Genomic DNA, 20,899 nt, shown 5'->3' on the forward strand with positions numbered 1-20,899 from the left:
TACAGACTTCAGTAGGTTGACTCAAAATGAGATCATAGGGTTCTTGTTAAATTTCAATCAAATTCCTAGAAAAGTACTTAATTTCAATACGCCCTTTGAGGTATTCATGAGTTATCTGACGCGTTCGACTTGATTTGACAATTTACCATATATAAAATGACGAATAATGTTGCTGGAAAAAAGAACAGGTAAAATATCTTTTCAGCGGATGTTAAATCGCCTGGAGGGTTATAAGAGGCAAACAAACGGCTCAGGTTAATATACGTATGACTAGCCCATCTCCAAAAATAAGTAGTTAAAACGCTCAGTAGTAATGCTGTAAAAACCATCTATCTCACTCCGTTTCTACCATACGCTTCTTATTTCAGCTGTTGCACTACTCGACTGAACGAGCTAATTCAATGAGTTAGCTCGTTTTTTCGATCGTAAATGTGTATTTCTTTGCAGTTGCGAAGATGCCGTTCTTGAATGTCCGCTCTTCAAAATACACGTCGTTGTTTTTGTCGATCATAACAACCGTTGTGCAACGCGTGCCGTATTCCTTTGACGCGATGAATATAGAAGACAATAAACTCTCCAATTCACTGCCGACACCAGTATCCGGTAGTTGTTCAGCGGGAAATGTTTCTGCGCGCTGCATGAAACTAAATAACACTTCCGGATCGACGGTTTCTGTTTGTTCCATATACGCACGTAAAAGTGTCTTCGTCTTTTCAACTTTAGGCCAAGGCGTGTCGAGTAAGGCGTTGCTCAGTCCGTGTATTCCTGGCGTTACTTGCTTAATTGATTGTTCGATATTGGAGTAATAGAATAGCTCCTCGCTCGATCCCGCAAGTACGTTAAAGCCTGTGTACTGCGCTTGATTGGCGTGGAGTTCTTCCATAAATGCTTGCGGTGCGATGTCCGATTGTAGGAATGAAGAGACGATATGTCCGCGTGATTTTTCACCTTTGATTGGTAACGTGAAGTCTCGGTAATTGGTTAGTGCAGCGATTTTCCCTTGTTTATTGATACCGAGCCATGTGCCTAGTTGTTCCAGGTCGCGTCCGGCTAGAATAGTAGGATCATCAGACCAGAAGTCAGCAGGTGCTGTTGGGCGCTTGTATTCTTCGTCTCGATTGGCCATTAGGACGAGCTTGTAGTTTGGGTGGTTTTGTAATTCAAAGGCTAGTAAGCACATAGTGAGCGCCTCGTTTCTATGTATTTTCGCTAGTGTATCATGCGGTCTATCGTTTGACGAGTATAGGGTGTCGGAGTTTCGTGCAGCTTATCAATTGTATGTGTAAACAATTACTCTATTTGTTTGATTTAAAATAAACAAACGGATGATGTGTTTGTTTTATTGTTGATGATTCAAAATATACGAGGTATCATAGTAGATAACAAACAAACGAAAATGGATTTTGTTTGCGTTGCCTACACTGAACATAGGATGTGGAAAATATGGAGACTTCTGAACAGTTTTGGGATGCTACTTTGGATGAGTTAAAGCAAGGGTATATAGAAGAAAAAGATTCGTATCGTTGTTTATTATGCGATAAAGCTATAGAAAAAGGAATTATTTATCCGTATGAAAATGCTTTATATGAAGCGGAACGGTTTATGCGGGTCCATATTGAGCATACGCATCAATCGGTATTTTCTTATTTGATTGATTTGGATAAGAAGTTAACGGGACTGACGGATCACCAAGGAGATTTACTGCGTCTTTTTTATCAAGGGAAAACGGATAAGGAAATTCAAGAGGAGTTGGAAATCGGCAGCGCGGCGACGGTTCGACATCATCGATTTGCGTTGAAGGAAAAAGAACGTCAGGCAAAAACGTTTTTAGCCATGATGGAATTGATCAAAAAACGGGACGAGCAAACGTCGGCATTCTTAACGCCACAAAAAGCCGCCCAGTTATTGCATGATGAATCGATACTAGAAGAAAATGAGAAGCGTGAAATTATTCAACGCTTTTTTCCGGAAGGCGTGGCGGGACCGATGAATGAATTTCCGGCAACAGAGAAACAACGATTGATTGTAATGGAGGTAATCGCCCAACGATTAAATGGCGAGATCACATATAGCGAACGTGAAATTGAACAACTTCTACAAACGGTTTATGCAGACGTCGATTTAGTGAAAAAGTCGTTAATTGACTATGCCTTAGTCGGCCATACGCGTGACGGTAGTCAATATTGGTTGAAGTGATTCGTCATGTTTAGAAAATGTGCAGTTGGGAAGAGTAAGAGTAATCGCGAAAGGAGCGGAACTTTTATGACAGCAAAAGAGACTGTACAAAAGATCTTAGACGAAAGCTTTATTGGAACGATGGCGACGGTGGACGATAATAAACCGTATAGCCGCTACATGACATTTATGAATGATGGATTGACGTTGTATACGGCAACTAATAAAAAGACGGAAAAGGTCGATGAATTAAAAGACAATCCGCACACGCATATTCTACTGGGCTACGAGGGCGAAGGATTCGGCGATGCGTATGTTGAGTATTCGGGTAGCGTTTCCATCTCATCAGATGAAGGGTTGAAAAAGAAGTTATGGAATGATCAGATGAAGCATTGGTTCGACGGTCCAGAAGATCCGAACTTAGTTATTTTAAAAATCGAACCACAGGCGATTCGTTTGATGAATAAAACCGGGCAACCGCCACAGGATATTTCTTTGTAATCGCACATACGTTAGATAGGAACAGTCAAACGACTTTGTTTGGCTGTTTTTTAGGTTGTGAGAAAAGGGATGGGGAGTGAAGGTTATGCCGTTTCGATTCATTATCGAGTTTTCCACGGCTTAAAAGTGGCCAAGCGTAGTAGTGATAATTTAAAGCAAAGTACGCAAGCAGTAGAGGCAGAGGCTTTTTGCGATGACTTCGGGTTTTTCCACTTACCGAATGCGACAAATATCGTTTATGTGGGGCTTGATAATGTCTACGCTGTTGAATGCATCTGATTTACATATGATTTTGCAATAGTCATATTCAGGGAAATACCATGATTGCTTTGTTAAATGGGTATAACTACGCGAATAATAATCCGGTGATGAATGTGGATCCCAAAGGGACAGTTGCATGGGCTATTGTTGGAGCAATATCAGGTGGTTTAAATGCTTGGGGAATCTATACACTTGAAGTTAAACTGAAAATAAGAAAATATTCTAGAAGTTCTCTGTTTGCTAAAATTGGAGTTTCAGCAGGATTAGGTGCTCTGTCTGGTAGGATATCTGGAGTAGCTAAGTTTGGAGGGCTTTTAAATAGATCATTAAAAGCTGGTATTTTAACAAAAAAAGAAGTAAGTTTATATAAAAAGTTTATTACAGTTAAGCACTTTGTTACAAATTATGCGGTTAATATCGGTTCCAAGAAGCCCGGTAGCGAAACTTGGAAGAGTTTTGTTACGAAAAAAATGAGGAAGTTAGGAATCCCAGTTTAAAAATTATAGTAGGTGGGATGAAGTTGAAATTAGTGATGATAATATTAGGAATAGTATTATGTATAATTTCCTTAAGTTTTTTATTTTTAGTCATCAAAGACCAAAAGACTATAAAAAGTAAAATTTCTGCATTTATATATTATGTTATCGAACCATTTGGGGGTAGTGTTTTACTATACTTGGGAATGCTGCTGATAATAGTAGGTCTAATTATTTAGTCTAAAAAACTGAGCAGATGTCTGTGCAAGAAGCTATTCCGTTTATTTAAATTCCTGCGATTATTTCAAAAACCTGGATTTGTGAACTTTCAGGATTGTTTCTCCCACAGACACGTATCAGTAATTTAAAAAATAGGGGTTTGGATTTAATGAAAATTGAAATTAGCGAGATTTCCCATATGCAATATGAAGAATATCTTCAGTTTAAAATGATAGGAAGCCCTAATTCCGTATTTGACATTCATTTTCCAGATGTAATGGATATGCCCACGGAAACGATTCGGATTTGGATGGAAGGGGCCGATGCATTTCCAATATACTTTTGTCTTCAAATTACAGATATTTTTACAAGTGATTTTGAGTTAACTTGTAATAAGAATGATTTAAGATTTGAATATATTGGAAAGTATGGTGGTTCGAAAGTTGCTATTGTTAAGATCTTAAATAGTGAATCGTTTTCTGTCGTTTTTCCTTTTATTAAATTAATCGGCAGTATGGAAAATTTAGTTTTTTGGTCTTCTCGGAAGAACTGTTTTACAGTTGATAAAAAGGTACGTCAAAGAGGAGTGTTTGATCTTATCCCTGTAAATATAAATTTCGATGATGAAACGACTGTTTTTAGTCTAATTCAATCTGGTCTTGTGTTAGAGGTTTATTCTAACAGTTCTTTATTTTATTCGTATGAAGACATGGTTCACTTGTTACCAGATTTCTTAATACCAATAAAATTGGATGAATAAAATTGAACAAAATCCTCCGTTTGTTGAGTAAGGGGAATTAATTGTACTGCACAATCGCATACGTTGGTTCAACAAGGTTTTACTATTTTTTCTAGTACGATAGGACCCGTTTTCTTTGTCACTGTATTGATTGTCCGAACTTTGATACGGGTAGGTCGCATCGTAGGTGAAACTTCATCCAAATTCCCAACCCAAGTAGTTTCCCCGAAGTTAGTTATTGGGGACAATGAGAAGGTCCAACTTATTTCCTCGGGAATATATGCTAATACTTCATACCCATCATAACCCCCGAAACTGGATGGTTTTGGTAAATGGAGTGCATGAACACTAAGACTTGTTCGCTCATCATTAAACTTTCGTTCAATAGTATAAATCAGTGCTACGCCTTTGGCATTTTTAGGTACATTTTTTGTTGGTTCAAGTATGGCTGAACAAGGTGGCAACTCATCAACTTTATTCTCGGAGTGTGGTTGTAAAGGAAGAATTACTAAAACGAAGATCAGGCTAAAGAGCAACTTTTTCATTTCTGATTCTCCTTAAATTTGTTTACTATCATTATTCCCTAAAACACAATACTTATTATTTTTTGATTGCTATCCTGTTTATATGTAAAATGTCCTGACTGCGATATAGACGCAATCTGGAAAACGGAATATCTTGACCGCTATTTCTTGTTTAATACGTCCTGTTAGTTTGAAAAAGATTAAAGACAAATGAAATACCTATATGCGAAGAAATGCAGGCATCCTTTGTAATAGTAGAATATTAAAGCTCTAATGGGAAAAAAACATTTCTTCCCGTTAGAGCTTTTTCCTATGATTCTTGTCCCACAAAGCTATCTTCCGATAAGATAAGAGGAAAAGTAAAGAAATGATAAACTTTCAAGAAACGAAACGATTGCGTGATACATTATGAATACAGGAGGCGTTCACCATGGCGGCACGTTTATTAGTTGTAGAGGATGATCCTGAAATTGCGCGTGTGATCCAAGATATGTTGCGTGCGGAAGGGTATGAAGTTACTTGGGCCACAACGGGTCTGGAAGGGTGGGAAGATTTCCAGCAAGGGAGTTATGATTTAGTGCTTGTAGATTTAATGCTTCCTGAAATGGATGGTTTTACATTATGCAAAAATATTCGCTGGGAAAGTGATTTGCCGATTATTATCATCAGTGCGAGAAAAGAAGACCGAGATAAAGTTGAAGGATTACAGCTCGGTGCAGATGACTATGTCGAAAAGCCGTTTAGTTTAGTCGAGTTACGTGCACGCATTCAATCGCAGCTTAGAAGATGGAAGCGATATACTGGCAATGATTCTATTGTCGACAATAAAACGGCTTACACAGAGGAATTAACAATCTTTTGGGATCAGCAAAAAGTACTGAAGGCAGAAGAAGAGATTAAGCTCACAACGACAGAGTTTGACTTGTTGAAGGTGCTTGCGCGTAACTCGGAACGAATTTTCTCCAAGAAGGAATTGTATGAACATGTATGGAATCAAGTGGACGCTGATGATGCACATACGGTAACAGTTCATATCAAATCGCTACGAAGTAAACTAGGAGATCCGGTGAAAGCGCCACAATTCATTCAGACGGTGTGGGGAGCGGGTTATCGATTCATCGGAGAACGTCTATGAAACTGAAAACGTGGTTACTATCTTCTTATTTACTCGTCATGCTATTGCCGCTTCTCTTGGCGTATCTATTATTCGCCTGGATCAATAACTACAATGAAGATCAAAAAGTGAAAGAGTTTTTTACGACGACAGTTGAGATGAAGAATATTCAACGGGTGTTGAATGATCCGTCGCTCTATGAAATCGGCGCGAATCGCAAGAAGTTGGAGCACCTTGTGAATGATAAGGTTTCGATTCAGCTGATTAATCAAAGTGGATTGGTGCTGTATTCATCAAATCCTGTGCAGACCGCGACGCCTCCTATGAATCGGGAAGTGCTCTATGAAGACTTGTATGCATTGCGGCAGGAATTCCGTTCGCATCGCTACAAAGCACCCGTATTTGAGAAAAACAAACTGGTCGGATTTTATCAGATTGAACTGGCTCGTGAGGGGTGGGTGCAAGCTGTATCCGAGAGAACGACGTGGACATTAGTTGGCTTTGCGGCGTTAATAATTTGCCTGTATTTCGCGGTTGCGCTATTCGTTAACCGGAAAGTAAACCGCAGATTAACGAGTTTACAAAACGAGATGACGGCTTTTGCGCAAGGGCAACACACTGTCGAAGAACGAGCGACAAGTGCGGACGAAATCGGTCAGTTGCAATCCCATTTTTATGACATGCGGCAAAACATACTCGAAGCGAGAAAACGGATTGAGCAGGAGCAACAAGAAAGAGAATATATGATTGCGGCGATTTCACATGATTTAAAAACGCCGCTCACGTCCATTCGCGCCTATGCTGAATCGCTGGAATTGAATGAACAGCTCACGAGTGAAGAGGAAAGTGAGTATCATCAAGTGATCATTGAAAAGTCGAATTTTATGAAACAAATGCTTGATGATTTGCTGACGTTTACACTTCTCCAGTCACCAGCTTATGAAATGGAACGTACCGAAGTAGATGGCAGTGAATTTTTTGACATGCTCGTTTCGGGTTATGAACCTTTATGTCAGGAGAAACGAATTCAACTTGCGACAGCAACGAATGTCACGGGTGAGTACGCAGTGAATCCGAAACAGATGATGCGCGTAGTCGATAATCTGATGACCAATGCGATTTATCATACCGAAACAAACGGACGGATTTGGCTCGCGGCTTTATCTGCACTAGATGTAGATTGGCTATACGATTTCGTACAATCTGCTTATCCATTTAATTTTGAACGAAACGTCTACGTCATCGTGCAAAATGAAGGAGAAGGAATTGCGGAAGATCAGATTCCTTTGATCTTCAATCCGCTTTACCAAGCAGACGAAGCTAGAAGTAAACAAACAGCACACGGTACGGGCCTCGGGCTAAGTATCGCCAAACAATTACTGGAAAAACATCACGGAGATGTACAGTTATTTTCAAAAGAGTCAGTGGGCACATGTGTCATTTGCCGGTTACCGAAAGTACTATCAAACTAGAAAGAGGTTGAGAGTTATGAATAGACGAAAGAAATGGATGAGTGGTGCGGCTGTCATCGTTCTATCGCTTGGATTGGCCGCGTGTTCAACAGAAGACAATCAGTATTCACCGGAACAAGTGATCAACAACGCGATGAAAGAAACGGAAGAACCGTTATCCTATTACGGGGAAGCGACGATGAATGTAGAGGAAGAAGAACTTCATTTCAAAGAATGGCGCACGAAAGAAGGGAAATTCAAAATGGATATGGACGGTGCTACTGCAGAAGAACGTACGGTAACAGTCAATGACGGTCAGAAGATTACGTTGTATCAAGAAAGTTTGAATCAAGCGCTCATCAGTGAAGATGGAGAAATGCTGGCGGCTATGGCACCTTCACCAAAGGAACAGGCTAAACAATTATTGAAGGTCATCGGCGATACGCACACGATTTCAATTGACGAAGAAGAAAAAATCGCAGGTCGTACTGCGTATCACCTCGTAGCGAAGGCCGATGAAAAAGATACATTAATCGGCGATCAGGAATTATGGGTGGATAAGGAAAATTGGTTTGTTTTAAAATCTATTTCTACCTCAGGTGACGACAAAATCGCTATAGAGTATACAAAAATTGAATTTGGGAAAGAGTTCCCAGATGATACGTTTACAATAGAGCTTCCAGAAGGTGTCGAGATTCAAAACATGGATGAAATGAATCAATCAACTGAAGTATCTATTGAAGAAGCTGCACAACATGTCGGTCAACCTGTACTCTACTTCAAGGAAGAAGACGGCAGAAAAATAGAATCAATCGAAATGGACGACTTAACAGGAGCGCTGGATCGCGTGGAGATTAATATAAACTATGTGAAAGATGATGCGCCACTGTTTTCCCTTTCATTGTTCAAAACACCAGCAGATCTTGATAGTTCCGATTCGAAGATGCCAGGTGAAAAGGCTGTAGAGATTCGCGGAGTGGAAGGGACTACGGTTGAGATGGAAGGTTTCCGAGCTTTGTTTTGGAAGGAAGATGGCTTAAGTTATTCTATTTTGCTGAATGATCCGGAAGTGACGTTTGAAGAAGTGATTGAATGGGCTAATACTATGGAATTGGTTGAGTGATATGTAACGGCTGTGTCTACTATTTAGTAGATGCGGCCGTTTTTAGTTTGTGTTCATGAGAAATTGAGAGTGTAAGGGATACCGTTTCGCTTCGTTCCAGGCGGACGCGTGTCTTACGGGCCCGCGGTGAGCCAAGCGAACAGCGAAGGGTTCGCTTTGCCTTAATTTCTGAGGTCTTTGCAGAAATTAAGGCAACTGTGCTCCTAACGCTTCGCTTTTACTCGCAAAAGCCATACTTCGCAACGGCTTTCGCTCTTTGGTTGTCTCACCTGTCGGGCTGATCCTCCCAGAGTCGCCGCCTTACACTCCGCTTCACTAGTGTTTCTTCTGAAGATAGTGAGTGGGAGTTCAGCTTTATACCTTTTTCTTCATTTGAACTTAGAAAAGTAAAAAATTCTCAATCAATCATTTACTTGATCATTACAACAAAATTTTAAAATACTTGTATTCTGCCTATAGGATTGGAGTGAAAGCCGATGCGACATAGGCGTAGCGTTGGAAGCACATCTTTGCCGTCAATCCCGGACCTCTCATTAAATATTCTACCCCAAAGCTTCAAAGTAGATCTGTCTTTTATCCCCTCGAATTCCCATTGATTACACGGCTAATTATCGGGTATACTATTCAATAAGAACACTTGTTCCAACGGAGGGTGGAAGGCATATGAAACAGTTGCCGAATAGACAGATTGCATGTTTGGACATGCGGAGTTTTTACGCGAGTTGTGCAGCTGCGATGGAAGGGCTCGATGTGATGGAGACACCCATTGCGATTATTGGAGATCTTGAACGCAAAGGTGGTGTGGTGCTTGCGGCTTCACCGCCACTGAAAGAGAAATTTGGCATCAAGACGGGCATGCGACTATACGAAATCCCGGACGATCCAAGCATTCATTTAATTGAGCCGAAAATGCAGTTTTATATAGATATTTCGATGGAGTTGACGAAGCTATTGAATCGCTACGTACCGAAAGAAGCGATCCACGTGTACAGCATCGACGAAAGCTTTATTGATTTTACGGGCACGGAGAAATTATGGGGGCCTTTGGAACAGACGATTTATCGTATACAGGATGAACTTTATCGGCAGTTTCAGTTGCGTTCGGCTTGTGGGATTGGGCCGAATATGTTGCTGTCAAAACTGGCACTCGATTTGGAAGCGAAGAAAACAGGTGTGGCGCGTTGGACGTATGAGGACGTTCCCGAAAAACTGTGGCCTGTTAAACCTCTTCGAAAAATGTGGGGGATTGGACGGAAGGTGGAGCGAACGTTAGAAGATATGGGGATTTATTCAGTAGGTGATATCGCGCATGCTTCACTTGAACGGCTGGAGAAAAAGTTTGGCGTGATGGGCAATCAGCTATATTATCATGCGCATGGGATTGACTATTCTACGCTTGGGTCCGTTTTAATTGAGGGTCAAGTCAGTTATGGCAAGGGGCAGACGTTGCTTCGCGACTATGTAACGACGGATGAAATTCTGGCGGTAGTCCTTGAAATGTGTGAAGATGCGGCGATGCGCGCGCGTTTGGCGAAAAAGAGAGCGCGGACGATTCAGTTGTCGTTTGGTTATTCGAAGCATGTGCACGGTGGTGGATTTCAGCGTAGAAAGACGATCCCGGAAGCGACGAATGAAACATTGGCGATTTATCGTGTGTGCTTGGAATTATTTGAGACGTTTCATGACGGGCGGCCGGTTCGCCACATTTCCGTTAATCTTTCCAATTTGGAAGACGCAAGCAGTTTTCAGTTGAATCTTTTTGAACCAACAGACTGGAAACAACAGAAACTCGGTCAAGTAATGGATGAACTGCGCCAAACGTACGGTTCTACCGCTATTTTGCGTGCAGTTTCGCTTACACGTGGCGGAACCGCTGCGAGACGAAGTAAGTTAATCGGTGGACATTATAAATAGGCTTTGGTGGGTGGTTCACACCAGCGATTTTCGCAAGAATTACCACACGCTGCCAAGGAATTTAGCTATAGGTTACTGGCAAGAAATGCAAATAGACGAAAGATAAAAAAGCCTAATTCCTCCGTTTTTTTGAACGAGGAATTAGGCTTTTGATCTTCCGCAAACGCACCCGATTGCTAAAGAGTTATTCCTCAAATATTTGTTCTATTATAATTTGGGTCCTCTTGTCTGTCAGTGATAATTAAATTCTCATCCAATCCATTAGAGACGGCAAAATAACCATCATTTAATTGAAACCCTATGCCTTCTAAATAACAAAAATCGGTGCTATTCTCATCACATCTTTCAATGATTTCAATATCATTTATGCATTTGTTAATCGCAAAATTCAACCTGTCTATCTTGTTCATTTCCCATTGAATCCTTAAATCAGTTCCATACCATTCAATATCTTGTAAAACAGAGATCTTATCAAATGTAATAAAGTATTCATCCCACTTAAAAGCACATAACTCTATTTGACACTCTTCAAAACGAATAATAACTGGACAATCTCTAAACCATTCGTCACTATCTTGTTCCCAAGCAACCCAAATTTCTTTTATATGTTTCCCTTTTAGTCTTTCAAGCTGAACTTTATGGTCTTTTAATATGTCGGATGGGTTAGTATAAATTTTAGGGTTATAATGTTTTATTCCGAGCATTTAAAATCATCCTTATCAATGTATTCGTACGGCCAACATCATATCGTCCTTGATTCTTTGGCCCGATTGAAGCACATCTAATGGTTGAAAAAAAGCACCTCATAGAGATGCTTTTCACCTAATTGTACTTAGATATAAGTTAAGAGAGTCTTCTACTTCACGTTCTACTAATGCTATAAAATCGCTATAATCTTCTGTCGTATGTGCTTTGTCAAGCGCTTCATAATAGGCCAATCGATTTTCCACCTTAATAATGACAGGAGGAAATCCATCTTTCATTACTTCTAAATTCAGCAAAAGTCTTGAAGTACGTCCATTTCCGTCTATAAATGGATGAATGCCAACAAAAAGAGCGTGCAACATCGCTCCACGCTCAACTGGATGAAGATGGATACCTTCGTTCTGATACCAATTCATCATTTGATCCATTTTTTCTTGGATCAGATAATGTGCTGGTGGTATATGCGTTGCACCTGAAATAAAAACTTGTTCTTTTCGGTAAATACCTGCATATTCATCATGAATCCCTTTCAGCACTAAACGATGTAGATTTTTTATTTGCCACTCAGAAAGGGGTTCTTTCATTTGGACAATTTCTTCAACATAGGTAATAGCATCACGATGATTGATGACCTCTAAATGTTCTCTTAGTGTCTTACCACCGATTGTAATTCCTTCAAGGACCACTTTCGTTTCGTTCATGGTTAAGGTGTTTCCTTCAATCGCATTCGAATGATAGGTCCATTCTAGAAATAACTTTTCCCGTAAACTTTTTAATGTATATTTAGGCAAGGGACGAGCAGCATCTAATTGTGCCTTCTTTTTATTAATAACTTCAAACAAATGAGTAACCTCCCAAGTATACAAGTAGAGTATTTCTATTATTGTACCGCATATTGGAAAAGTTCTATACCTAATTGATAGTGATCATACTTTTAAATTATAACGACGTGATTGTAGTTAAAGATTTATGTAGTATCAATTTTGTTCGCTACCACGTAAAGGCCCCCGTTTCCAGTATATATTTTCAATGTTCGCCTATGTATTTCTCTTCGCTACTTAAATCCACAAAAAACGGATATAGAACGATAACCAGAATAAATAAAATTGGGAATAAGCTAAATAATATAACTCCTGGCACATCAAAGAAAATTTGAATGAGTAGTGGTAATAAAACGATAGGTGTTAACATCGCAATTTTCCCTTTGGATTTTTGCGTTTGAAACTGTTTTTCTCCGCAGTATGGACAAGTCATTGTAGGATTTAATGTTGTCGTCTTTTTAATAGTTTCTTTCCAACTCCATTTATTATGACAATTTTGGCATGTTGGCATATAAACCACTCCTCTCTCTCTTTTATATGGTCCGTTAGTTGAATAACCCAAAGCACTACTATTAATACGTTCTTAATGACCGATAAGTTTCATTAATTGGAAATAAGCAGCTTTCTATCACTTTGCTTATAGAGCCATTATCACTTCTATGCTTCACGATCAACATACATTTGACGACTCATTCATAACGAACTATTTCATTAACCGAAATATTTAAGTTGCGTACCTTTCGATATCATACGAGTTTTGGTAAACTCAATTGGAGACTAGGCCGATGAAGTAACGGGTAAAGGTATAGATCTACGGAAAGGAGAAAGTGCATGAAGGTTTTAATGGATTTGGGCTGGTTTTTTAAAGAACGAAAAAAGCACTATATTATTGGGATTATTACGTTAATGTTTGTGGCGTTCCTCCAATTGGCGCCTCCTAAAATTATTGGCATGATTGTGGATGCGGTGACGGAGGATGAATTGACGTTACAGATGTTGACGCGCTGGATGATTATTTTAGCGGTAGCGGGGCTATTGATGTATGGCGGGCGCTATTTGTGGCGGACGATGATTTACGGTTCTTCCGTGTACTTGGCGCGAACGTTACGGGAACAGTTATTCCTGCATTTCACACGGATGTCCCCGTCCTTTTATCAGCGGCGTAGAGTCGGAGATTTGATGGCGCATGCGACAAATGATATTAACGCGGTGCAGCAAACAGCGGGTATGGGGATTTTGACGCTAGCGGATTCATTATCGACGGGTGGTTTTGTCATCTTGACGATGGCGTTGACGATTAGTTGGAAGCTGACGTTAATTGCGCTCATTCCGATTCCGTTCATGGTCCTATTAACGAGTTATTATGGACGACTGCTGCGCAAGCGATTCCGCACCGCGCAAGAAGCGTTCTCGGATTTGAATGACAAAACGCAGGAAAGTATTTCAGGTGTGAAGGTACTGAAGACATTCGGTCAGCAAAAAGAAGATATCGCGGAATTTACGGAACGTTCCGAGGAAGTTGTAGAGAAAAATATGCGTGTCGCGAAAATTGACGCGTTATTTGATCCGACAATTGCGGGGATTTTTGCGATATCCTATATTTTATCGTTTTACTTCGGTACGCGCTTCATTTTATCTGGAGACATCTCGGTTGGTGACTTGATCGCGTTTATTGCCTATTTAGGGTTATTGACGTGGCCGATGTTGGCAATTGGCTTCCTCTTCAATATTGTCGAGCGTGGAAACGCATCGTACACACGGATCTTGTCGTTGCTGGCAGTAGAGCCGGAAATTCAGGATCGAACGAATGCTATTGCGACGCCTCCGCATGGAGATATCGTCTTTGCGGTGGACAAGTTTACGTTTCCTGACGCGACGAAACCTTCATTACGTAATTTGCACTTCACGTTGAGACAAGGAGAAACGCTCGGCATCGTCGGTAAGACAGGATCTGGGAAGACGGCGATGTTGAAAATATTAATGCGCGAATTTGATAGTTATACAGGAAGCATCAGTTATGGTGGTATTCCAATCACGCGCTATAAGAAAGAAAGTTTACGCCAAGCGATTGGCTATGTGCCGCAAGATCATTTCTTGTTTTCTACAACGCTTGCTGAAAACATTGCGTTCACAAATCCACAAATCGATCGTGAGAAAATTGTGGAAGCTGCGAAAGCCGCACATATTCACGAAGATATATTGTCGTTTAGTGATGGCTACGAAACGCTTGTTGGTGAACGTGGCGTATCGTTATCAGGTGGGCAACGCCAGCGAGTATCGATTGCCCGTGCACTCTTAATGAATCCGGAACTATTATTGCTGGACGATTCATTGTCTGCAGTCGATGCGCGGACGGAAGAAGCCATTCTTCAGTCATTGAAAGAGCAGCGACAGGGGAAGACGACGATTATTACGTCTCACCGCTTAAGCGCTATTCAACATGCTCATCAAATACTTGTGATGGAAGACGGAGACATTGTGGAAATCGGTGATCATGAGACATTGATTGCACAACAAGGAATCTACAAGGAAATGTACGATTTACAACAGCTTGAATCCATTGTAGAGCAAGGAGGCGAGACATATGAATAAGCAACAAGACTTGTCTGCTAGAGATCAATGGAAAACGTTTGTGCGTTTAGTGCGTTATGTCCTACCATTTAAAGGCAGTGCGCTACTTGCGATCGTCTTGCTTCTATTAACTGTAACGGCTACTGTAGTCAGTCCGTTAGTTATTCAAACATTTATCGATAACCATGTAGTGCCTCTCGAATTTCCAAAGTCGCAGGTTTGGTTACTGGCGGGTGTATATATTGCGCTGCAACTCGTCCATATCATCGCTTCCTATTTCCAGACGTTGCGTTTCCAAAAGCTTGCACTAGCGATCATCCAACAATTACGGATTGATGTCTTTACGAAAGTACAAAAGCTAGGACTGCGCTATTTCGATCAAACACCTGCTGGCGGTATCGTTTCGCGGGTAACGAATGATACGGAATCGATTAAGGAAATGTTCGTCGGTGTGGCGGTAACATTTTTACAAGCGATTTTCGGGCTAATCGGTGTCTATATCGCATTGTTCACACTCGATGCGAAACTGGCGCTCTATACACTCATTTTATTACCCGTATTTTTAATCGTAGTCGCTGTCTATCGTTATTACAGTTCAGAATTTTATCAGGACATACGGGAACGGTTAAGTCAATTGAATGCGAAAATTTCAGAATCACTTTCTGGTATGGGAATCATTCAGGCATTTCGCCAGGAGAAACGACTGTCCGACGAATTTATAGAGGTCAATGAAGGTCATTATCGTGCAGGCATGCGCAATATTAAGTTTGACACGTTGTTACTGACGCCGTTTATCGATTTATTGTATACCGTGGCCATTGTAGCGGTGCTTAGTTATTTTGGTCTAGTATCGCTTGCGAAGCCAGTGGATGTCGGAATTATCTACGCGTTTACGACTTTGCTTCGTCGCTTGTTTCAGCCGATTCAGCAAGTCATGTCGCGCTTGTCCATTTTCCAGCAAGCTATTGTTTCTGCATCGCGCGTGTTTACATTGATTGACGAAACAGAGCTAGAGCCGGTGCAAACTGCAGGAACTACGCAGGAGATTACGAAGGGGACGATTGAGTTCCGTAACGTGTCATTCAGTTATGATGGCAAAGCCGATGTCTTGAAAAATATTACATTTACAGCGAATGCAGGCGAGACGGTGGCGTTGGTCGGTCATACAGGCAGTGGGAAGAGTTCCATCATCAATTTATTTATGCGTTTCTATGAGTATGAGCGAGGCGAAATCTTGATTGATGGTGTGTCGCTTAAAGACTATCCAGTAGAAGAATTGCGTGCAAAAGTTGGATTGGTGCTACAGGATCCATTTATGTTCTATGGTGATATCGCGAGTAATATTCGACTGCATAACACCGATTTATCAGATGCGGATATCCGAGCGGCAGCAGAATTCGTACAAGCCGATCAATTCATCAATGAACTGCCAAACGGCTATCAGCAAAATGTGACAGAACGAGGATCTACATTATCCAGCGGTCAGCGTCAGTTGCTGGCATTTGCGCGGACGGTTGCGATGAATCCGAAAGTGCTAGTGCTGGATGAAGCAACAGCGAATATCGATACGGAAACGGAAGTGGCGATTCAATCGAGTCTCTCGAAAATGCGACAAGGTCGAACGACAATTGCGATTGCGCACCGATTGAGTACGATTCAAGATGCCGAATTAATTCTCGTGCTTCATCGTGGCGAAATTGTTGAAAGAGGAACGCATGCGGAGTTACTTGCGCAAAAAGGCTTGTATTACACGATGTATGAATTGCAAAATGGTACGCAAGAGAATGCTTGATAGGCTGTCAAAAAGATGTCACAAACAAATGATGCGTAATCTCTCCTTTGGTTTGGTACGATAGAGTGGGATAGCTGGCGTAGTCGTCAGCTCTCTACTATTCCTTAGAATGAAGGAGGAATTATGTTGGGGACGGATGTAAATATTTTCTTCGCGTTTGGAGCAGGTTTTCTAAGTTTCATTTCTCCTTGCGTATTACCACTATACCCGGCCTTTCTATCGTATATTACCGGTATGTCACTAGATGATCTCAGTGATAAGTCAAAAGGGATGGGTCGTACGGGTGTTTTACATACGCTGTTCTTTTTACTTGGATTCTCCGTAGTATTTATTATTTTAGGATTCAGTACGTCATTTATCGGGTCCATCTTTTTACAGTATCAAGACTTGCTTCGTCAAGCGGGTGCAATTTTCATCGTAGTTTTCGGTTTGATGACGGTTGGATTATTTAAACCCGAGTTTCTAATGAAAGATAAACGCTTGCAATTTAAAAATCGTCCAGCTGGTTATCTTGGTACAGCGCTCATCGGCCTAGCGTTTGCGGCCGGTTGGCAGCCTTGTATGGGACCCATCATCGGCGCCATTATTTATCTAGCCGCAACCAATCCAGCGTCTAGTATGCTGTATATGATGCTATATGTACTAGGGTTTGCGATTCCTTTCTTCTTCTTGTCATTCTTTATCACAAGAATCGGCTGGATCCGCAAACATAGTATGACTATCACGAAAGTCGGTGGCTACTTAATGATCGCATTCGGTATTCTGTTGTTCTTTGACGGCATGGTGTTTTTGACTAGTTTACTGAGCCCGATCTTCGGTGATTTCCAAGGGTTCTGATGTAGGCAGTGAAGTGAAAGTGAGGTGTGTCTATGCAGGAAATTACTTCTTTTGACGAGTGGCAAGAAATGCTCGATCAATCGACACAATTTTTATTGTATGTAAAAACTGAAAATTGTTCAGTTTGTGAAGGTCTTTACCCGCAAGTGGCGGCACTCGAAAGTGAGTACCCATTTCCATTTTATCGCGTCAATGCAACAGCGGTACCTGAAATCGCAGGACAACTTGCGCTATTCACAGCACCTGTCGTGTTGTTATTCCACGACAAAAAGGAACTCGCTCGTTTTGCTCGGATCGTTCCGATGAATGATTTGAAGAAGCGCATGGAGGAACTGGTCCGGTGGGGGAACGTAGAAAATGATTAAGCTACAAGAGTTAGTCGATTATATATTCAACAGCATTCCACCGATCTACTTAATCATCGGTTCAACAGTCGTATTTATCGTCATGACGACATTCGTCTATACGATGCGCGCGAAGGCGTCGAATAAGCCGATCCAGGCGAAGAAAATTATTCTACCGCCACTGTTCATGTCAACGGGTATGTTAATGTTCTTGTTTGATGAATTTCAAGTACCGTGGACACAAGTAGCAGAAGCGAGTCTGGTCGGTCTCATATTCTCTACATTCTTAATTTATACGACACGATTTGAAATGAAGGAAGACGGCATTTATTTGAAGAAGTCAAAAGCCTTTCTCGTAATCTTGCTAAGCTTGCTCGTCATTCGGCTGGTCGGCAAGATTGTCTTAAGCAACACGATTGACGTCGGGGAACTTGGCGGGATGTTCTTCATTCTTGCGTTTTCGATGATTTTGCCGTGGCGGATTGGGATGCTTGTGAAGTATAAGCGACTGGAGAAACAATATAGTAAGTAATGTTAGGGCTACATCTCATATGCATCCTAAATGTTAGAGTTTTACAATCTAACGTTTAGGGTGTTTTCTTATGGGGAAATATGCTTATTATATATATGAAATATAAGTTCAAATTTATGATATCTCAAGTCGGACTAGCTTTTAATAATAGACTACGGTTTGTTTGACAAGCTTTCCGAAAGTAATATGATATGATAATAGGTAAATATTATTAAGTCGTTTGAGTTCTTTGAAATAGGTATTTAGAATTCAAAAGAAAGGAATGGCTGGATGAAAAATATAGATAAAGATACATTTTACCGTTCCATGTTTGAGGATAATCCCGATATAGCAATGTATTTAACTAGGGAACATGTGATTGAAAATGCAAATCAAAATTTATCGAAACTAAGTGGTTATTCATTTGAGGAAGTTTTGTCTACACCTATTACCAGTTATTTACCGCAAAGTCAGCTGGAAAATTATCTGAAAAACTTCTCAGAAGTTCTTAATGGAGAATCGAGAAGTATGAGATCCTTCTTTATCCATGCGAACGGTCAGAGCATACCGATTCGGATTATACTGATTCCTGCAATTGTAGACGGGAAGGTAACCGGTGTTTTTGGAATTATAAAAGATAAATCTGAAGTACAAAAAATTGAAAATAGTTTACTGGAATCAGAGGCGAAATTTAGGGCAATCGTAGAAGGAGCTTTAGTAGGTGTGTATATTTTACAGGATGGACACCTCTTATATGGTAATCCATACTACCATCAACTACTCGGAACGAACTACCCTGACGCCGGTTTCAATATTAGTAAGTATGTTCATCCAGATGATTTACAAAACATGCAATCCAACTTTGATTGGTTAAAAGATGGAAAAAAAGGAATAACACATTATGCCCGTGTCATTCGGGAAGATGGATCGGAGATAAAAGTCGAATTACATTCCAAATTGATTAATATAGACAGTGAACCAATCGTTTTGGGTACAGCGAAAGATATTACAGAAAGAGAAAAGTCTTGGCAGAAGATCAATTTTCTTGCCTACTATGACCAATTGACAGAGTTACCCAATCGAAAGTCTTTTGAAGAAAGTTTGGAAAAAGAATTAGTCATCGCTAAAACGTTGGACCAGAAGCTATCCATTATGTACTTAAACTTGGATAGATTTAAATATACAAACAATACGCTCGGTCATCGCGTTGGAGATGAGTTATTGAAAGCTATTTCTAAACGCCTACAGATAGTGCTTGGTGATGAATACCAACTATATAGGATGATTGGTGACGAGTTTGCGATCATTTCGCCTAACTGTAAAACGAGCAACTTAATAATTGAAGCCGCAAAGCAAATTATTGCCTCAATGGAAGAGGAATTTGTCATCGGTCCGTATAGACTCTTTATGAGCGCCAGCATTGGTATTAGTATTTTCCCGACGGATGCTGAGGATTCAATCACTCTTATGAAAAATGCGGATATAGCCCTACACAACGCAAAACGAGAAGGGATCAATACGGTAAAAGTATATTCTTCTATAATGGATATTCGAACATTTAGAACGTTTAAGTTAGGGGCTGACATCCGTCTAGCACTTGAAGAAGATCAATTCGAATATTACTATCAGCCAAAAGTAAGCACAGAGAATAATAAAATAGTAGGGGCAGAAGCGCTGATTAGATGGAATCATCCGGAGTGGGGGATTCTATCTCCAAATGAGTTCATGCCGATAATAGAAGAACAGGGATTAATAGCCGAAGTGGACCTGAAGATGAATTGGAAGGTAGCTAAACAAATTAAAGCTTGGCAAGAAATGGGCCTTCCACATATACCTATTTCAGTAAATTTATCAGCCAAACGATTTTTGGATAAAAACCTCGTAAACACCTTTCAGGAGATTTTGGAAGAAACTACGCTTGACCCTGAGTGTATCGAAATAGAAATTGTTGAGACTTCTATGTTAGAGTATGAAAAAATTGTCTTGACGACTTTACATGAACTGATGAAAACAGGAATATCAATTTCCTTTGACGATTTTGGTACAGGTTACTCATCACTTTCTTCTTTAACTAAGTTTAATAAATATATTAACACATTGAAAATTGATCGCTCCTTTATCACGACTTTAAGTCACGATGAAGAGAATGAATCGAACATAATTACGCAAACCGTTATTACGCTTGCGAGTAATCTGAAGATGCGCGTTGTAGCTGAAGGTGTAGAAACTGTTGAGCAATACGATCTGTTAAAGCAAATGGGCTGTAAGATTATTCAAGGGTATTTATTTTCAAAACCAGTACCAGCTACTGAATTTGAAGAATTATTAAAGATTGGAACAATCGATATACCGACTAGTCTCAAAGTAGAAAATAAAACGTTTGAGGAAAGGCGACGATTTTTCAGAGTCCCTCTTCATTTCCCGCTCAGTGGTTCAATGACACTTACGCGCATCAATGGCCGTACGGTGGACGTAGGAAGAACAGAAGTATTAATTGAGGATATTGGATTAGGTGGTCTTCGCTTTTTAACAGATTTAAAGCTTACAGTAAATCCTAATATCATTCTTGAATTTGAGACGCACTTATTTGGCGAAACCATTAAGCTACTTGGTTCAGTTGTCTGGATGAATGAAGTAAAATTAGACATGTATCAATATGGTGTAGAATATACTATTGATGAGGGTGAACGTGCTGAAGTTGCGCCGATATTAAATAAACTTGCGATAAAGCTTCGAAAGTCTCCTTTAGTTCCGGACTGTAGTTTTGTAACTGAGGATCGTTACGTGTTTATTAAAAACTTACGCAATTAATGATAGTGAT

20 protein-coding genes are annotated in these 20,899 nt (G+C 40.4%); 15 read left to right on the forward strand and 5 right to left on the reverse strand.

The window, feature by feature from the left end; all coding sequences use genetic code 11:
- Positions 1-406 precede the first annotated feature (406 nt).
- Positions 407-1,180, reverse strand: a complete 774-nt coding sequence (locus ORD22_RS02040; protein WP_317644203.1) for an NRDE family protein — start codon at positions 1,178-1,180, stop codon at positions 407-409.
- A 263-nt stretch (positions 1,181-1,443) separates the two neighbouring features.
- On the opposite strand from ORD22_RS02040, the gene ORD22_RS02045 reads away from it, so the two are divergent.
- The 5 genes from ORD22_RS02045 (at position 1,444) to ORD22_RS02065 (ending at position 4,392) form a co-directional block, all read left to right on the forward strand.
- On the forward strand, positions 1,444-2,196 hold the full coding sequence (locus ORD22_RS02045) for a DUF2087 domain-containing protein (RefSeq protein WP_317644204.1): 753 nt from the start codon (positions 1,444-1,446) through the stop codon (positions 2,194-2,196).
- A 66-nt stretch (positions 2,197-2,262) separates the two neighbouring features.
- A complete protein-coding gene (locus ORD22_RS02050) occupies positions 2,263-2,676 on the forward strand; it encodes a pyridoxamine 5'-phosphate oxidase family protein (protein WP_317644205.1) in 414 nt (137 codons plus the stop codon).
- 57 nt (positions 2,677-2,733) lie between these two features.
- On the forward strand, positions 2,734-2,955 hold the full coding sequence (locus tag ORD22_RS02055) for a hypothetical protein (RefSeq protein ID WP_317644206.1): 222 nt from the start codon (positions 2,734-2,736) through the stop codon (positions 2,953-2,955).
- A gap of 41 nt (positions 2,956-2,996) precedes the next feature.
- Complete coding sequence (locus ORD22_RS02060; RefSeq protein WP_317644207.1) at positions 2,997-3,434, forward strand: hypothetical protein; 438 nt, start codon at positions 2,997-2,999, stop codon at positions 3,432-3,434.
- Positions 3,435-3,801: 367 nt separating this feature from the next.
- A complete protein-coding gene (locus tag ORD22_RS02065) occupies positions 3,802-4,392 on the forward strand; it encodes a hypothetical protein (protein ID WP_317644208.1) in 591 nt (196 codons plus the stop codon).
- 68 nt (positions 4,393-4,460) lie between these two features.
- On the opposite strand, the gene ORD22_RS02070 is transcribed toward ORD22_RS02065, so the two are convergent.
- Positions 4,461-4,916: a YoqH family protein gene (locus ORD22_RS02070; RefSeq protein ID WP_317644209.1), complete on the reverse strand. Its 456-nt coding sequence runs from the start codon at positions 4,914-4,916 to the stop codon at positions 4,461-4,463.
- 409 nt (positions 4,917-5,325) lie between these two features.
- On the opposite strand from ORD22_RS02070, the gene ORD22_RS02075 reads away from it, so the two are divergent.
- The 4 genes from ORD22_RS02075 to ORD22_RS02090 all read left to right on the forward strand — a co-directional run bounded on the left by ORD22_RS02075 (position 5,326) and on the right by ORD22_RS02090 (position 10,497).
- A complete protein-coding gene (locus ORD22_RS02075; RefSeq protein ID WP_317644210.1) occupies positions 5,326-6,030 on the forward strand; it encodes a response regulator transcription factor in 705 nt (234 codons plus the stop codon).
- The gene (locus tag ORD22_RS02080) at positions 6,027-7,481 is read left to right on the forward strand and encodes a HAMP domain-containing sensor histidine kinase (RefSeq protein ID WP_317644211.1); all 1,455 of its coding nucleotides are present in this window, start codon (positions 6,027-6,029) and stop codon (positions 7,479-7,481) included. The genes ORD22_RS02075 and ORD22_RS02080 overlap by 4 nt, the downstream gene beginning before the upstream one ends.
- 16 nt (positions 7,482-7,497) lie before the next feature.
- Complete coding sequence (locus ORD22_RS02085; protein WP_317644213.1) at positions 7,498-8,583, forward strand: LolA family protein; 1,086 nt, start codon at positions 7,498-7,500, stop codon at positions 8,581-8,583.
- Positions 8,584-9,285: 702 nt separating this feature from the next.
- On the forward strand, positions 9,286-10,497 hold the full coding sequence (locus tag ORD22_RS02090) for a Y-family DNA polymerase (protein ID WP_317644214.1): 1,212 nt from the start codon (positions 9,286-9,288) through the stop codon (positions 10,495-10,497).
- Between the two features lie 191 nt (positions 10,498-10,688).
- Here ORD22_RS02090 and ORD22_RS02095 read toward each other — a convergent pair whose 3' ends face one another.
- The 3 genes from ORD22_RS02095 to ORD22_RS02105 all read right to left on the reverse strand — a co-directional run bounded on the left by ORD22_RS02095 (position 10,689) and on the right by ORD22_RS02105 (position 12,534).
- Positions 10,689-11,201: a hypothetical protein gene (locus tag ORD22_RS02095; RefSeq protein WP_317644215.1), complete on the reverse strand. Its 513-nt coding sequence runs from the start codon at positions 11,199-11,201 to the stop codon at positions 10,689-10,691.
- A 114-nt stretch (positions 11,202-11,315) separates the two neighbouring features.
- A complete protein-coding gene (locus ORD22_RS02100; protein WP_317644216.1) occupies positions 11,316-12,044 on the reverse strand; it encodes a Fic family protein in 729 nt (242 codons plus the stop codon).
- A 184-nt stretch (positions 12,045-12,228) separates the two neighbouring features.
- On the reverse strand, positions 12,229-12,534 hold the full coding sequence (locus ORD22_RS02105; protein ID WP_317644217.1) for a TIGR04104 family putative zinc finger protein: 306 nt from the start codon (positions 12,532-12,534) through the stop codon (positions 12,229-12,231).
- A 320-nt stretch (positions 12,535-12,854) separates the two neighbouring features.
- Here ORD22_RS02105 and ORD22_RS02110 point away from each other — a divergent pair, with 320 nt between their 5' ends.
- From ORD22_RS02110 to ORD22_RS02135, 6 genes are all read left to right on the forward strand, one after another.
- Complete coding sequence (locus ORD22_RS02110) at positions 12,855-14,615, forward strand: ABC transporter ATP-binding protein (RefSeq protein ID WP_317644218.1); 1,761 nt, start codon at positions 12,855-12,857, stop codon at positions 14,613-14,615.
- On the forward strand, positions 14,608-16,386 hold the full coding sequence (locus ORD22_RS02115; protein WP_317644219.1) for an ABC transporter ATP-binding protein: 1,779 nt from the start codon (positions 14,608-14,610) through the stop codon (positions 16,384-16,386). Before ORD22_RS02110 ends, ORD22_RS02115 begins: the two co-directional genes overlap by 8 nt.
- Before the next feature lie 126 nt (positions 16,387-16,512).
- Positions 16,513-17,223 (forward strand): cytochrome c biogenesis CcdA family protein, encoded by a 711-nt coding sequence (locus ORD22_RS02120; RefSeq protein WP_317644220.1) that lies wholly within the window; start codon positions 16,513-16,515, stop codon positions 17,221-17,223.
- A 32-nt stretch (positions 17,224-17,255) separates the two neighbouring features.
- Complete coding sequence (locus ORD22_RS02125; RefSeq protein ID WP_317644221.1) at positions 17,256-17,588, forward strand: thioredoxin family protein; 333 nt, start codon at positions 17,256-17,258, stop codon at positions 17,586-17,588.
- The gene (locus ORD22_RS02130; RefSeq protein ID WP_317644222.1) at positions 17,581-18,099 is read left to right on the forward strand and encodes a CcdC family protein; all 519 of its coding nucleotides are present in this window, start codon (positions 17,581-17,583) and stop codon (positions 18,097-18,099) included. The genes ORD22_RS02125 and ORD22_RS02130 overlap by 8 nt, the downstream gene beginning before the upstream one ends.
- A gap of 270 nt (positions 18,100-18,369) precedes the next feature.
- Positions 18,370-20,889: an EAL domain-containing protein gene (locus tag ORD22_RS02135; RefSeq protein WP_317644223.1), complete on the forward strand. Its 2,520-nt coding sequence runs from the start codon at positions 18,370-18,372 to the stop codon at positions 20,887-20,889.
- The last annotated feature ends 10 nt before the right edge of the window (positions 20,890-20,899 follow it).

The organism is Sporosarcina sp. GW1-11 (genome assembly GCF_033088395.1).
In the GTDB taxonomy this organism is placed as follows: domain Bacteria; phylum Bacillota; class Bacilli; order Bacillales_A; family Planococcaceae; genus Sporosarcina.